We start from the raw sequence: 13,426 nt of genomic DNA, 5'->3' as shown, positions 1-13,426 counted from the left end.
GCGTCCGCGAACCGCGGCCCGGCGAAGGGCGCCGGGGAGGAACGCGTCAGCTCCGTCTCGCGGTGACCGCCAGCGTCGCGTACGGCATGGTGATGCTGCCGCCCCGTGCGTCGATGGCGGCGCCCGCGGCGTGCAGGACCTCGGCGAGGGCGTCGGGCGGGAGGCGGGTGAAGGCGCCCTGGGTGGGCACGACGTCCAGCCAGGCGTCGCGGGTGTAGGTGAACTCCCAGTCGTGGCGCCACTGTCGGGGTTCGCCGAAGCCGCCGACGTCCCGGATCACGTCGGCCATCCCGGCCAGGAAGGTCTGGTAGCCGTCCACCATCGACCTCGTCAGGGCCGCGCGGAAGTCGAACGGCGCGTCGGGCATGACGCGTTCGCAGACGTCCGCGACGGCTTCGGCGAGGTCGGCCGGGATGTCGGCCACGTTCCAGAAGGGGGCCAGCAGACCCCCGGGCCGCAGCACGCGCGCCGCCTTGGCCACGCCCGCGACGGGGTCGACCCAGTGCCAGGCCGTCCCGGCGACGACCGCGTCGAACCGCCGCTCCCCCGGCTCCCACGCCTCGAACGCCGCCACCTCCACGTCGAGGTCCGGGTCCGAGCGCCGCGCCCACGCGGCCATACGGGCGTCGGGTTCGACCCCGAGCACCCGGCACCCGGCGGCCCGGAACTGCCGGGCGGCGATCCCGGTGCCGCAGCCGACGTCGAGGACGTCCGGCCCGGGAAGGGCGCCGACGATCCGCCGTACGAGGGCATCGGGATAGCGGGGCCGGGCGCGGTCGTAGCGCTCGGCGTCGCCGCCGAACGATTCCGCGATGTCCCGCCGCTGATGGGGCTGGTTCCCGGAGGGTACAGTGGGCATGCGCCCACTATGAGTGGGCGAGCGCCCACTCGTCAATGGGCATGCGCCCACTCGCGCCGTGAACAGGAGGCGGTATGCCGACCGGTGTGGCCATCCGCGACCCGCGCCAGCAGCTCTTCGACGCCGCCGAGCGCATCCTGCTCCGGGACGGCGCGAACGCGCTGACCAGCCGGGCGGTCACGGCGGAGGCGGGCGTCGCGAAGGGAGTGCTGCACCGGCACTTCGCGGACTTCGACGCGTTCCTGGCGGAGCTGGTGCGGGAGCGCATCCGGCGGCTGGAGGGTCTGGGCACCGCCCTGAACGAGTCCGCCGGCACGGGCACGGTCACCGGTAACCTCACCGGAGCCCTGGTGGACCTCTTCGACCCGGTGGCCACGTCGGTCGTCGGCCTCGTCATCGCCCGCGACGAACTCCGCGCCCGCCTGCGCGCGGCCGGCTCGGCGGGCATCCCGCTCATGGGGGAGGCGGCGGCCGTGCTGGCGGCCTACCTCACGGCGGAACGCGACCTCGGCCGCATCGCGCCGGACGCCGACGTCTCCGTCCTGGCCCCGACCCTGCTGGGCGCGGCACACCTGCTCCACGCGGACCGGGAGGCGGGGGCGCCGGACCGGGAGACGGTACGCAGGACGGTGACGGCGGTCGTGGCGGGCGCCGTGTCAGCGTGACACCAGGTCCCACTCACACCACACGGCTTTGCCGGGACGGCGCGGCTGCACACCCCACTTGTCGCTCAGCGCGGCGACCAGCAGCAGCCCGCGGCCGGCCTCGTCGGCGGCGTCGGGGACGCGCGGCTCACCGGGGCCGCTGTCGTGCAGCTCCACGCGCAGCAAGTCACCGTCGTACCGGACGCGCAGCAGGAACCCGCGGCCGGGCGGCACACCGTGCGCGAGCGCGTTGGTGGCCAGCTCACTCACGCACAGCGACAGATCATCGGCACGGTCCCAGTCGGCGAGGCCCCAGTAGTGCAGCGCGCCGCGCGCCAAACGCCTGGCGGCGGCGACGGAGCGGCGGTCGCGGGCGTAGAACTGGTCGCGCTGGAAGGGGGGTTGAGTTGCGGTGTTCACGGTACGACGGTCGCGCAGTGTCACTACCGTGGATCACCGAGTGAGCCCGTACGGAATTTCTGTACGGGTTCGCACGGGGTGCGGCGCGACGTGGCTGGGGAGTTGGACGGGCATGAACTCCAGGAAGAAGAACCTGTCGGCCATGAAACTGGTGGGCGCGCAGGTGGGGACGGCCCGGCGGGCGGCGGGGCTCACCCAGCGCCGGCTGGCCGAGCGGCTGATGGTGGACGAGGAGACGGTCGCGTCGATCGAGCAGGGCCGCCGTCCGCTGAAGCCGGACCTGGCCGAGCAGCTGGATCACCTGCTGGACACGAAGGGGACTCTGGCGGCCGGGGTGGCCAACCTGCCGGAGATCGACCAGTTCCCGATGTGGGCCGAGCTGTACGTCCAGCACGAGCGCGAGGCCATCGCCCTGTCGTGGTACGACGCCCTGGTGGTCCCCGGCCTGCTCCAGACCGAGCCGTACGCCCGCGCGCTGCTGGGCGGGCGCGTCCCCGCGTACCACGCCGACGAGTTGGATACGAAGGTCGCGGCACGCGTCGGACGGCGGGAGATCCTGCACCGCCAGATCCCGCCCACGGTGAGCTTCGTCGTGTGGGAGCCCGCGCTGCGGATGCCGACCGGCGGACGGGACATCCATCTCGACCAGTTGCGGTTCCTGCGCGAGTACTCCGAGCTCCCGGGCCTGGCCCTGCAGATCCTGCCGTTGAACCGCGCGTCGCACGCGGGGGATGCGGGACCGTTCACCCTGCTGGAAACGCCGGACCACCAGCACCTGGCGTACACCGAGTCACAGCGCGGCAGCCAGTGGGTTTCTGACCCGGACGAGGTGTCCATCCTTGCGCGCAAGTATGCGATGCTGCGGACGCAGTCCCTCACCACCGAGGACTCCAGAAGCCTGCTGGAGCGTTTGCTAGGAGAGCAATGAGCACCACACTTCAGTGGTTCAAGTCGAGCTACAGCAGCAGCGAAGGCGGCCAGTGCGTCGAAGTGGCCGTATCCCCCGGTGCCGTTCACGTCCGCGACTCCAAGAACGGCGAAGACGACGGCCCCGCCCTCCGGGTGAGCCCCGGCACCTGGACCGCGTTCGTCGAAGCCACGCGGTGACCCAGGCGCCGGAGGGGTTCCGGGAGGCGGGACCCGGGGCCGTCGCCGAGGCGGAGGCGTTCAGAGGACGCCGAGAACACCGTGCAGAATCGCGACCACAGCAGCGAGCAGACCACCGACGAGCGTGCCGAGCATGGGAGACCTCCGTGAGCGGAATGTGAGTTTTCTACCGCTCTCGATAACGCCCCGTGATCGTCCGCGTTACGGTTCTGCCCGCGGCCTTGCCCGGCCGCCCGCCTCAGGTCTTGTTGCCGACTCCCGCGTACACGTTGATGTCGGCGTCCGTGACGTCGTTGATGTCGGCGTAGCGGACCTTCTCGATGTCGTCGAGGCCCGCGAGGTACGAGGGCTCGGGCTGGTCCGGGACGGGGGCCGCGTGGTCGGCGCGCCAGTGGTGGACGGGCACCACCCCCGGCTCCACCACCTCCAGGGAGCTCTCCGTGAAGAAGCGCTCGACCTCCGCCCGGGTGCGCAGCACGAAGGTGAAGCCCCGCTCGGTGTAGGTCCGCTGGACCGCCCGGATGTTCTCGGGGTTGAGGTCCTCGGTGAGATGGCTGAGCACCAGCCGGCTGCCGGCCGGCAGCGCGTCGACGAGCTCGCGCACGATCGGGTACGCCTCCTCGTCCTCGACGAAGTGCAGGATCGCCACGAGGCAGAGCGCGATCGGCTGGTCGAAGTCCAGGGTCTTCGCGGCCTGTTCGAGGATCTGCGCCGGGTTCTTGAAGTCGGCGTCGATGTAGTCCGTACGTCCCTCGGGGCCGCTGGTGAGCAGCGCCCGCGCGTGGGCCAGCACGACGGGGTCGTTGTCGACGTACACCACCCGTGCGTCGGGGGTGGTCCGCTGGGCGATCTGGTGGACGTTCTCCGCGGTGGGCAGGCCGGTGCCGATGTCGAGGAACTGGCGGATGCCGTCCTGCTGGACCAGCGTGCTCACCGCCCGGCGCAGGAAGTCGCGGTTGTGCCGTACGTCGAGGTAGCCGCGCGGGTTGGCGGCGAGCCCGGCGGCCGCCGCCGCGCGGTCGACGGAGTAGTGGTCCTTGCCGCCGAGGAAGACGTCGTAGACGCGGGCCGGGTGCGCCTTGCTGGTGTCGATCCTCCTTCTCAGCTCGGCGGGATCCTGGCTGAGGGCGTCACCGGGCATGGGCGTCTCCCTGGAGAGTCGGCGGGTCGTTCAACAGGCAACGGGCAGTCGCCAACAACCTAACTCCCCGCGGGACTTGATGGTGCCCATAGCGTGGTCCCGGCACGGCGGCGTCCCGGACGGGCCTTCCGGGACAGGGCGTCCCAGCAGGTCAGGACGGGTACCGCGAGTGCGGCGTCCCGAATCCCCGGACGGGAGTGGCGGGCCGGGCGGATCACCGAGCAGGCTGGTGTCCCGACCCCGAGTTCACCATCGAGAGGGCCGACCCATGTCCGCATCCCCCACCCGTGTCCGGGCCCGCCTGCTCCTCGCCGCGACGGCCGCGCTCGCCGCGCTCGTGCTGACGGCGTGCCGGGACGGCGAGGGGCTGCGCGACGAGGGACCGTCGTCCCTGACCACCCCGGCCGCGCGCTCGGCCCCCGCCGCGTCCTCGCCACCCGCGTCACCCGCGGCGCCCTGAATGCCCGCGCCCGCGCCGCGCTCAGCGCAGCTTCTGCGCGACCTCGACGGCCCAGTAGGTGAGGATGTTCTGCGCGCCGGCCCGCCGGATGCCGGTCAGGGCCTCCAGGATGGCGCGGTCGCGGTCGATCCAGCCCTTCTCGGCGGCGGCCTCGATCATCGAGTACTCGCCGGAGATCTGGTAGGCGACGACCGGCACGTCCACGGAGTCGGCGACCCGCGCCACGATGTCGAGGTAGGGGCCGGCCGGCTTGACCATCACCATGTCGGCGCCCTCCTCCAGGTCGAGGGCCAGCTCCCGCATGGACTCCCGCGCATTGGCGGGGTCCTGCTGGTACGTCGTGCGGTCACCCCGCAACGACGAGCCGACGGCCTCGCGGAAGGGGCCGTAGAAGGCTGAGGCGTACTTCGCGGTGTAGGCGAGGATCGCGACGTCCTGCCGCCCGATCCGGTCGAGCGCCTCACGGACGACACCGATCTGCCCGTCCATCATCCCGCTGGGGCCCACCACATGGGCGCCCGCGTCGGCCTGCACCCGAGCCATCTCGGCGTACCGCTCGAGGGTGGCGTCGTTGTCGACCCGCCCCTGCGCGTCCAGGACGCCGCAGTGCCCGTGGTCGGTGGTCTCGTCGAGACACAGGTCGGACATCACCAGCAGGTCGTCGCCGACCTCGGCCCGCACATCGCGGATCGCGACCTGCAGGATCCCGTCCGGGTCGGTGCCCGGCGTCCCGCAGGCGTCCTTCTTCCCGTCCTCCGGCACCCCGAACAGCATGATTCCGGAGATCCCCGCCGCCACCGCCTCCGCGGCCGCCTTCTTCAGACTGTCCCGCGTGTGTTGCACGACCCCGGGCATCGCCGTGATCGGCACGGGCTCGTCGGCGCCCTCACGGACGAAGGCCGGCAGGATGAAGTCGGCGGGGTGCAGCCGCGTCTCGGCGACCATCCGGCGCATCACAGGGCTGGTCCGCAGCCGCCGCGGCCGCGCACCGGGGAAGGATCCGTACTTCGACATACCCCCTACGCTACGCCCGCCCCGGGAGCACCTTTACCGACGCGGCGTCGGGGCCGCACCCCCCGCCCTCCCGGCCGCGCCGCTCCCCCGGCGCACGCCGGAACGCGGCCGGGCGTGCCCCGTCAGTCCGTCCTGCGCGCGGTGAGCAGCAGGTACTCCCACTCCATGACCGTCGCGCCGGCCGTGCCGACGTCGTGGGTGCGGGCCAGGTCGGCCAGGTCCCGGTCGAGGGAGGCGACGCGCTCGGGGTCCTCGGCGTTGGCCCGGTAGACGCTGATCGTCGGGCCGTAGCGCTCCTTGAAGTAGTCCCGGAACGCCTCCGGCGTGGGGAACCGGTCGACCACGACCGTGCGCCGCTCGGCACTCACGTCCGTGGCACGGTCCCCGAGGAGGGCGCGCACGTACTCCGGGTCGCCCCACAGCGGAGGCGGCTGCGCGCCCGGCGGGGGCGGCGGCGCGTACGGCTTCATCGCCGCCAGCATCCGGCCCAGGAAGCCCTGCGGCGTCCAGCTCAGCACGCCGAGGGCGCCGCCCGGCCGGCAGACCCGGAGCAGTTCGTCGGCGGCCCGCTGGTGGTGCGGGGCGAACATGACCCCGACGCAGGACAGGACGGTGTCGAACGCGGCGTCACCGAACGGCAGCGCCTCGGCGTCGCCCTCCTGCCAGCGCAGCCGGGCACCGGACTCCTCGGCCAGCCGGCGCCCGGCGTCCAGCAGCGCCGGGGTCAGGTCGCAGGCCACCACGTCGGCGCCCGCCAGCGCCGGGATCGCGGCGCCGTGGCGGTGACGTTCACCGCGAGCCTGCGCAGCCTGGTCCGGGTCTGGCGGGGCGACCTCGGCTGGTCCGACGCGCTGCGCGCGGGCTCCGTCCGCGTGGACGGCCCGGAGGCACTGCGCCGCGCGGCCCCCGGCTGGTTCACCCTGTCGACGTTCGCGTCGGTACCGCGGCCGGGCCGGCACGCCTGACCGCGGACCCGCCCGCCCCTCAGCGTCCGCCGACGCCCGCGAGCACGCGATCGACGATCTCCCGCCGGTCGGTGGCGCGGAACAGCCGGGACCGGAGGTCCTCCAGCCGGCGGACCGCACTGAGCGGAACCCGCTCCGCCTCCATGTCGTCCACGCATCTGCCGACGGCCTGGAGCCCCCAGTACTGGTTGAAGGGGAGCGGTTCACCGCTCGCCGCGTCCACCAGCACGCTCAGCACCTCCGGCTCGGGCAGCGCGTACAGACGCGCATAGGCCGCCAGGCGCAGTCCGGCGTCCTGGGAGCCGAGCAACGCGGCCGCGTCGAAGTCACGCACCCGCTGCGTCGCGCGCACCAGGCGGGCGAAGATCTGGTCCATCCGGTGGTTCCGCGCCTGGCCGCTGCGCTGCTGGAGGCGTACGTTCACGTATTCGGCGGCCAGTTCCCGGACCGCGCCCATGGCGGCGGTGTCGTCCACGGCCCCGCCGTCGGGACCGTCACCGACGAGCGCCGCGCTCGCCGTCCGCTGGACGGCCTCGATCCTGCGCTCGATGTCCCGGAACTCGATCCTGCCGATACCCGGCACCTCGATACTGCGGAACAGCTCGCCGAGCCACGGCACCGCGGCCACCACCAGCAGCGTCACCGTGACACCGTCGATCCGCAGGCCCGGCGCCAGCACATGCACGACCGCCAGTCCCGCACCGGCACACGTCAGCACCACCGCGGCGCCCCGACGCCGTAACCACCGGGCCCCACCCGCACGCCGTTCCCGATCTCCCTCACCCATGGGGATCAGCATCGCAGGCGGGCGAGGGCGAGGAAGGCGGTTATCACGAGGCGGAGCGTTCCTGCAGAAACGCTCCGCCTCGTCGGGTCCGCCGCCGGAACGGCTCAGGTCGTCGTACGCCGCCGCCGGGCCCCCGGCCGCCGCTCGCTCGGCCGCGTCACCGGGTCCCCGGCCTCCAGCGCCGCGGCCCGCCGCCGCAGGCCGAAGTCCGCCAGCGCCTCGGCCAGTTTGGAGACGGACGGCTCCGGGGCCATGACGTCGACCCGCAGCCCGTGCTCCTCGGCCGTCTTGGCGGTCGCCGGGCCGATGCACGCGATGACGGTCACGTTGTGCGGCTTGCCGGCGATGCCGACCAGGTTGCGCACGGTGGACGACGAGGTGAACAGGACCGCGTCGAAGCCGCCGCCCTTGATCGCCTCCCGGGTCTCCGCCGGCGGCGGCGACGCCCGCACGGTCCGGTACGCCGTGACGTCGTCGACCTCCCAGCCCAGCTCGATGAGCCCGGCGACCAGGGTCTCGGTGGCGATGTCCGCACGGGGGAGGAAGACACGGTCGATCGGGTCGAAGACCGGGTCGTACGGCGGCCAGTCCTCCAGCAGGCCCGCGGCCGACTGCTCACCGCTCGGCACCAGGTCCGGCTTCACACCGAAGGCGACGAGCGCCTTCGCGGTCTGCTCGCCCACCGCCGCGACCTTGATCCCGGCGAAGGCACGGGCGTCCAGCCCGTACTCCTCGAACTTCTCCCGCACCGCCTTGACGGCGTTGACGGAGGTGAAGGCGATCCACTCGTAGCGCCCGGTGACGAGCCCCTTGACGGCCCGCTCCATCTGCTGGGGCGTGCGCGGCGGCTCGACGGCGATGGTCGGCACCTCGTGCGGCACGGCGCCGTAGGACCGCAGCTGGTCGGAGAGCGACGCCGCCTGCTCCTTCGTGCGCGGCACGAGCACCTTCCAGCCGAACAGCGGCTTGGACTCGAACCACGACAGCTGGTCGCGCCGGGCGGCGGCGGAACGCTCACCGACCACGGCTATCACCGGCCGCCCGCCCTCCGGCGAGGGCAGCACCTTGGCCTGCTTCAGGGTCTGCGCGATGGTGCCGAGCGTCGCCGCCCAGGTCCGCTGACGCGTGGTGGTGCCCGCGATCGTCACGGTCAGCGGCGTATCGGGCTTGCGGCCCGCCGACACCAGCTCCCCGGCCGCCGCGCCGACGGAGTCGAGCGTCGTCGACACGACCACGGTCCCGTCGGAGGCCCCCACCTCCGTCCAGCAGCGGTCCGAGGCGGTACGGGCGTCCACGAACCGCACGTCCGCACCCTCGGCGTCGCGCAGCGGGACACCGGCGTACGCGGGCACGCCGACCGCGGCCGCGACACCGGGGACCACCTCGAAGGGCACGCCCGCGGCGGCGCAGGCGAGCATCTCCTCGGCGGCGTAAGCGTCCAGGCCAGGGTCCCCGGACACCGCTCGGACGACCCGCCTGCCGCCCCGCGCGGCCTCCATGACAAGATGTGCGGCATCCCGTACCGCGGGGACCCCAGCGGTTGTTGACGAACCGTCAACAACCGCCAGCTGAGGTGTGCCCGTGCCCGGGTGGGAGTCCGAGGAAGGGCCCCCGTCCGTGTGCACCTCGGCGGCGCCTTGTCTGGCGTGCTTGCGCACCACGTCGAGCACGTCGTGCTCGGCGACCAGAATGTCCGCGTTCGCCAGCGCCTCCACGGCGCGCAGAGTCAGCAGTCCCGGATCCCCGGGTCCGGCACCCAGGAAGGTGACGTGCCCGTGTTCGAGGCCGGTGGGAAGGGTGGTGGGGCTCAATGTGCTCGCTCCCCCATCAGACCGGCCGCGCCCTGGGCGAGCATCTCGGCCGCGAGTTCACGGCCGAGCGCCATTGCCTGGTCGTACGTCTCGGGCACGGGACCGGTGGTGGACAGCTGCACCGTGCGCGCGCCGTCGGGCGTGCCGACCGTCCCGCGCAGGCGCATTTCGTTGACAGTCTGCCCGTCGCCCTGGGGGTCGCCCCAGGCTCGAGCGAAGTCGAGGACCGGGGGAAGGTCGGCCAGCGCGCCCACGGGGGCGCTGCAACCGGCCTCCAGGGCGGCGAGCAATGACCTCTCGGCGGTCACGGCGGCCCGGGTGAACGGGTCGTCGAGCTCTTCGAGTGCGGCGATCAGGTCCGCGTGGTCCGCGGCGCACTCGATCGCCAGTGCCCCCTGGCCGGGGGCGGGCAGAACCGTGTCGACCGACAGGAAGTCGGTCACCTCGTCGCTCCGGCCCAGCCGGTTCAGGCCGGCGGCGGCCAGGACGACCGCGTCCAGCTCGCCTTCCCGCACGTACCGGATCCGGGTGTCGACGTTGCCCCGTATCGGGACCGTGCGTATGCCCAGCCCGTGGGCGGACGCGTACGCGTTCAGCTGTGCCATGCGGCGCGGCGAGCCCGTCCCGACGCGCGCGCCGCGCGGCAGGTCGGCGAACTTCAGCGCGTCCCGGGCGACGATCACGTCACGCGGGTCCGCACGCGGCGGGACGGCGGCCAGCACCAGTCCCTCTGGCTGCGCGGTGGGCAGGTCCTTGAGCGAATGAACCGCGAAGTCGACCTCGCCCCGCAGCAGCGCCTCACGCAGCGCCGTGACGAACACGCCCGTGCCGCCGATCTGGGCGAGGTGCTCGCGGGAGGTGTCGCCGTAGGTGGTGATCTCGACGAGCTCGACGGGCCGTCCTGTCACCCGGCTCACGGCGTCCGCCACCTGCCGGGACTGGGCCATGGCGAGTTTGCTCCGCCTGGTGCCCAGTCTCAATGCCTTGCTGTTCATGCCGGCCCTCGGTTCTTGCTGTTCTCTGAGTCGTCGTCGGCGCGGGAGACCGCGGCCACCGCCTCCTGGTCGAGGTCGAAAAGGGTCCTCAGGGCATCCGCGTACCCCGCTCCGCCCGGTTCGGCCGCGAGCTGCTTGACCCGTACCGTCGGCGCGTGCAGCAGCTTGTCCACGACGCGCTTGACGGTCTGCGTGATCTCGCTGCGGTGCTTGTCGTCGAGCCCGGGCAGCCGCCCCTCGAGCCGCGCGATCTCGTTCGCGACGACATCGGCGGCCATCGTGCGCAGCGCGACCACGGTGGGCGTGATGTGCGCGGCCCGCAGCGCGGCGCCGAAGGCGGCGACCTCGTCGGAGACGATCCGGCGGACCCGGTCGACGTCGGCGGCCATCGGCGCGTCGGCGGAGGCCTCCGCCAGCGACTCGATGTCGACGAGCCGGACGCCGGCCAGCCGGTGCACGGCCGCGTCGATGTCGCGCGGCATCGCGAGGTCCAGCAGGAAGAGCACGGGCGCGGGCCTCGGGGGCCCGGCGACGGGCTCGGGCCTGCGGAGCTCGGGGATCCGGCCGACCCTCGCGGTGAGGGCGGCGAGCGCGGTGATCAGCTCGGCGTCGGACTCGGGCGTGCGGCGCGCCTCGCCCGCCGCCCTGAGGGCCTGGGAGGCGCCCCCGTCGCGGCGGTCCACGGTGCCGTTGTCCACCCAGGCCGCGTGCTGCTCCAGGGTCGCCGCGTCCATCCCGGCGACGGCGGCCTCCCCCATCACGGAGAAGCCGGCCTGCGCGGCGGACAGGTCGAGCGGGCAGTTCTCCTCGGTGCCGGCGGAGGCGGGCGGCAGCGCAGACGCGTCGGTGCGCGCGTCCGGTTCGGCGCTCTTGGGCGCGCCGGCGGGCGCGACCGGCCCGGCAGCGCTCTCCGGCACGGCGGCGGGTGCGTCCGTACGGTCCTCGACCGCCGCCGTGACCGCGTCGGCCGGCAGGACGAGGCCCGTGGCGCCGGTGCAGGAGACGACGACGTCGGCACGTGTCAGCTCGACCGGCACCGATGCCATCGGTACCGCGCGGGCGGCCACGTCCGTGCCGTCGGCCTCGGTGAGTATCTGCGCCAGGCGCTCGGCGCGCTCGGCGGTGCGGTTGGCGATGACGATCTCGGCGACCCCGGCCCGCGCGAGCGTGGCGGCGGCCAGCGAGGACATCGAACCGGCCCCGACGACCAGCGCCTTCTTGCCGCGCGCCCAGTCATCGACACCGCCCCCTGCGGCCAGCTGCTCCAGGCCGAAGGTGACCAGGGACTGCCCGGCGCGGTCGATGCCGGTCTCGGAGTGGGCCCGCTTGCCGACCCGCAGCGCCTGCTGGAACAGGTCGTTCAGCAGCCGTCCCGCCGTGTGCAGGTCCTGCGCCTTCGCCAGCGAGTCCTTGATCTGCCCGAGGATCTGCCCCTCGCCCACCACCATGGAGTCGAGGCCGCAGGCCACCGAGAACAGATGGTGGACGGCGCGGTCCTCGTAGTGGACGTAGAGGTACGGCGTGAGCTCCTCGAGACCGACCCCGCTGTGCTGGGCGAGCAGCGTGGACAGCTCGGCGACCCCGGCGTGGAACTTGTCGACGTCCGCGTAGAGCTCGATGCGGTTGCAGGTGGCGAGGACCGCGGCCTCGGCGGCGGGCTCCGCGGCGACCGTGTCCTGCAGCAGCTTGATCTGGGCGTCCGGGTTCAGCGCGGCGCGCTCCAGGACGCTGACGGGGGCGCTGCGGTGACTCAGTCCGACGACGAGCAGGCTCATGCCGGCATCACGGCGGGTACGTCCCCGTCCGGGCCCTTGTCGGCCGAGTTCCCGCGCGCGGCGGCGACCGGTCCGGCGCCGTCGGTCCCGGCGGCCTCCTCCCCGGCCTTGCGCTGCTCGTGGAAGGCGAGGATCTGCAGCTCGATGGAGAGGTCGACCTTGCGTACGTCGACCCCTTCGGGGACGGACAGCACGGTCGGCGCGAAGTTCAGGATGGAGGTGACCCCGGCGGCCACGAGCCGGTCGCAGACCTGCTGGGCGGCGCCGGCGGGGGTGGCGATGACGCCGATGCTCACCCCGTTGTCCTCGATGATCTTTTCCAGGTCGTCGGTGTGCTGCACGGGGATGCCCGCGACGGGCTTGCCCGCCATCGCCGGATCGGCGTCTATCAGGGCGGCCACCCGGAAACCGCGGGAGGCGAACCCGCCGTAGTTGGCCAGGGCGGCGCCGAGGTTGCCGATACCGACGATCACAACCGGCCAGTCCTGGGTGAGCCCGAGCTCGCGTGAGATCTGGTAGACGAGATACTCGACGTCGTAGCCCACACCACGGGTGCCGTAGGAGCCCAGGTAGGAGAAGTCCTTGCGCAGCTTCGCGGAGTTGACCCCCGCCGCGGCCGCGAGCTCCTCGGAGGAGACCGTGGGCACCGAGCGCTCCGACAGTGCGGTCAGAGCGCGGAGGTACAGCGGAAGCCTGGCGACGGTGGCCTCGGGAATCCCTCGGCTGCGGGTCGCCGGTCGGTGAGTTCGGCCAGTTGCCACGGTGCTCCTGCGGGTAGAGCGGGGCTGTGGGCGGTCACGTGTACCCAGACCGCCCCGTCGACAGCAGGCTATGTCTTTGTGAACGCGTGCACAAAGATGGTGTCCGATTTGCCCGGCCAACGTGACCGGGGTCACGCGCCCCCGGCGCACTGATACGGAACCGGCGCACGCGCACCACAATTCCTTTACTTCGGGGGGCAAAACCGCACACTCTCCTCAACGATCCCCACCCCCGAGACCAGACACCATCGATCCTAAGCGACACACCGGGGAAGGCGGCCCCGTCGGTCAGTCGGTCAGCGCCTTGCGCAACCGCTCCTCGTCCACGCGCCAGAAGGTGTGCTGCCTGCCGTCGACGAGCACCACGGGGATCTGCTCCCAGTACTGGTCGTGGAGTTGCCGGTCCCGCGAGATGTCCTTGCTCTCCCACGGCACGCCCACCTCCGCGCAGACCTTCTCCACCACCGACTGTGCGTCATCGCACAGATGGCACCCCTGCTTGCGGATGAGGGTGACGAGACGGTCCTGCGGGGGCCTGCGGCGAAAGAGGGGGCTCATGTCGGCCATTCTCGCGCGAGCGCCCCGGTGCGGCACACCCGCGAAAACGCCGGGCGACGCGCGGACGGTACGAGTTCTTTAACGACACGGTCGCGGAGAGTTCACGGGCTTCGAACCTCGGGCGCATGG

The 13,426-nt window shown here is 72.8% G+C and carries 16 protein-coding genes; 5 read left to right on the top strand and 11 right to left on the bottom strand.

Annotation, left to right across the window (positions count from 1 at the left end):
- Nucleotides 1-46: 46 nt before the first annotated feature.
- Entirely contained in the window at nucleotides 47-859 is an 813-nt protein-coding gene (locus ACJ9NR_RS22535; protein ID WP_412494139.1) for a class I SAM-dependent methyltransferase, read from the bottom strand.
- 74 nt (nucleotides 860-933) lie between these two features.
- Here ACJ9NR_RS22535 and ACJ9NR_RS22530 point away from each other — a divergent pair, with 74 nt between their 5' ends.
- On the top strand, nucleotides 934-1,524 hold the full coding sequence (locus ACJ9NR_RS22530; protein ID WP_412494138.1) for a TetR/AcrR family transcriptional regulator: 591 nt from the start codon (nucleotides 934-936) through the stop codon (nucleotides 1,522-1,524).
- Here ACJ9NR_RS22530 and ACJ9NR_RS22525 read toward each other — a convergent pair.
- Nucleotides 1,516-1,923, bottom strand: coding sequence for an ATP-binding protein (locus ACJ9NR_RS22525; RefSeq protein ID WP_412494137.1), 408 nt, complete (start codon nucleotides 1,921-1,923; stop codon nucleotides 1,516-1,518). The genes ACJ9NR_RS22530 and ACJ9NR_RS22525 overlap by 9 nt on opposite strands.
- 112 nt (nucleotides 1,924-2,035) lie before the next feature.
- On the opposite strand from ACJ9NR_RS22525, the gene ACJ9NR_RS22520 reads away from it, so the two are divergent.
- Nucleotides 2,036-2,851 carry a helix-turn-helix domain-containing protein gene (locus ACJ9NR_RS22520; RefSeq protein WP_412494136.1) on the top strand — a complete coding sequence of 272 codons (816 nt, stop codon included), beginning with the start codon at nucleotides 2,036-2,038 and terminating at the stop codon, nucleotides 2,849-2,851.
- On the top strand, nucleotides 2,848-3,030 hold the full coding sequence (locus ACJ9NR_RS22515; RefSeq protein WP_412494135.1) for a DUF397 domain-containing protein: 183 nt from the start codon (nucleotides 2,848-2,850) through the stop codon (nucleotides 3,028-3,030). The genes ACJ9NR_RS22520 and ACJ9NR_RS22515 overlap by 4 nt, the downstream gene beginning before the upstream one ends.
- Before the next feature lie 238 nt (nucleotides 3,031-3,268).
- Here ACJ9NR_RS22515 and ACJ9NR_RS22510 read toward each other — a convergent pair whose 3' ends face one another.
- A complete protein-coding gene (locus ACJ9NR_RS22510) occupies nucleotides 3,269-4,171 on the bottom strand; it encodes an SAM-dependent methyltransferase (protein ID WP_412494133.1) in 903 nt (300 codons plus the stop codon).
- A gap of 268 nt (nucleotides 4,172-4,439) precedes the next feature.
- On the opposite strand from ACJ9NR_RS22510, the gene ACJ9NR_RS22505 reads away from it, so the two are divergent.
- Nucleotides 4,440-4,631, top strand: a complete 192-nt coding sequence (locus ACJ9NR_RS22505; protein WP_412494132.1) for a hypothetical protein — start codon at nucleotides 4,440-4,442, stop codon at nucleotides 4,629-4,631.
- Nucleotides 4,632-4,652: 21 nt separating this feature from the next.
- On the opposite strand, the gene hemB is transcribed toward ACJ9NR_RS22505, so the two are convergent.
- Both hemB and ACJ9NR_RS22495 read right to left on the bottom strand, forming a co-directional pair.
- Complete coding sequence (gene hemB, locus ACJ9NR_RS22500) at nucleotides 4,653-5,645, bottom strand: porphobilinogen synthase (protein ID WP_412494131.1); 993 nt, start codon at nucleotides 5,643-5,645, stop codon at nucleotides 4,653-4,655.
- Between the two features lie 122 nt (nucleotides 5,646-5,767).
- Nucleotides 5,768-6,412 (bottom strand): class I SAM-dependent methyltransferase, encoded by a 645-nt coding sequence (locus ACJ9NR_RS22495; protein ID WP_412494383.1) that lies wholly within the window; start codon nucleotides 6,410-6,412, stop codon nucleotides 5,768-5,770.
- Nucleotides 6,413-6,421: 9 nt separating this feature from the next.
- Between ACJ9NR_RS22495 and ACJ9NR_RS22490 the strand changes: the two genes are divergently transcribed.
- On the top strand, nucleotides 6,422-6,610 hold the full coding sequence (locus ACJ9NR_RS22490; protein WP_412494395.1) for a hypothetical protein: 189 nt from the start codon (nucleotides 6,422-6,424) through the stop codon (nucleotides 6,608-6,610).
- A 19-nt stretch (nucleotides 6,611-6,629) separates the two neighbouring features.
- Here the strand turns inward: ACJ9NR_RS22490 and ACJ9NR_RS22485 are convergent, their stop codons facing one another.
- The 6 genes from ACJ9NR_RS22485 to ACJ9NR_RS22460 all read right to left on the bottom strand — a co-directional run bounded on the left by ACJ9NR_RS22485 (nucleotide 6,630) and on the right by ACJ9NR_RS22460 (nucleotide 13,297).
- Nucleotides 6,630-7,331, bottom strand: coding sequence for a hypothetical protein (locus tag ACJ9NR_RS22485; RefSeq protein ID WP_412494130.1), 702 nt, complete (start codon nucleotides 7,329-7,331; stop codon nucleotides 6,630-6,632).
- 170 nt (nucleotides 7,332-7,501) lie between these two features.
- Nucleotides 7,502-9,208, bottom strand: a complete 1,707-nt coding sequence (locus ACJ9NR_RS22480; RefSeq protein ID WP_412494129.1) for a bifunctional uroporphyrinogen-III C-methyltransferase/uroporphyrinogen-III synthase — start codon at nucleotides 9,206-9,208, stop codon at nucleotides 7,502-7,504.
- Entirely contained in the window at nucleotides 9,205-10,203 is a 999-nt protein-coding gene (gene hemC, locus ACJ9NR_RS22475; protein WP_412494128.1) for a hydroxymethylbilane synthase, read from the bottom strand. Before hemC ends, ACJ9NR_RS22480 begins: the two co-directional genes overlap by 4 nt.
- The gene (locus ACJ9NR_RS22470) at nucleotides 10,200-11,978 is read right to left on the bottom strand and encodes a glutamyl-tRNA reductase (RefSeq protein ID WP_412494127.1); all 1,779 of its coding nucleotides are present in this window, start codon (nucleotides 11,976-11,978) and stop codon (nucleotides 10,200-10,202) included. Before ACJ9NR_RS22470 ends, hemC begins: the two co-directional genes overlap by 4 nt.
- A complete protein-coding gene (locus ACJ9NR_RS22465) occupies nucleotides 11,975-12,739 on the bottom strand; it encodes a redox-sensing transcriptional repressor Rex (protein ID WP_412494126.1) in 765 nt (254 codons plus the stop codon). The genes ACJ9NR_RS22470 and ACJ9NR_RS22465 overlap by 4 nt, the downstream gene beginning before the upstream one ends.
- A gap of 288 nt (nucleotides 12,740-13,027) precedes the next feature.
- A complete protein-coding gene (locus ACJ9NR_RS22460) occupies nucleotides 13,028-13,297 on the bottom strand; it encodes a glutaredoxin family protein (protein ID WP_412494124.1) in 270 nt (89 codons plus the stop codon).
- Nucleotides 13,298-13,426 lie beyond the last annotated feature (129 nt).

The organism is Streptomyces sediminimaris (genome assembly GCF_047049295.1).
In the GTDB taxonomy this organism is placed as follows: Bacteria; Actinomycetota; Actinomycetes; order Streptomycetales; family Streptomycetaceae; genus Streptomyces; species Streptomyces sediminimaris.
The sequence above is the reverse complement of the archived record's forward strand: the minus strand, read 5'-3'. Positions and strand labels throughout refer to the sequence as shown.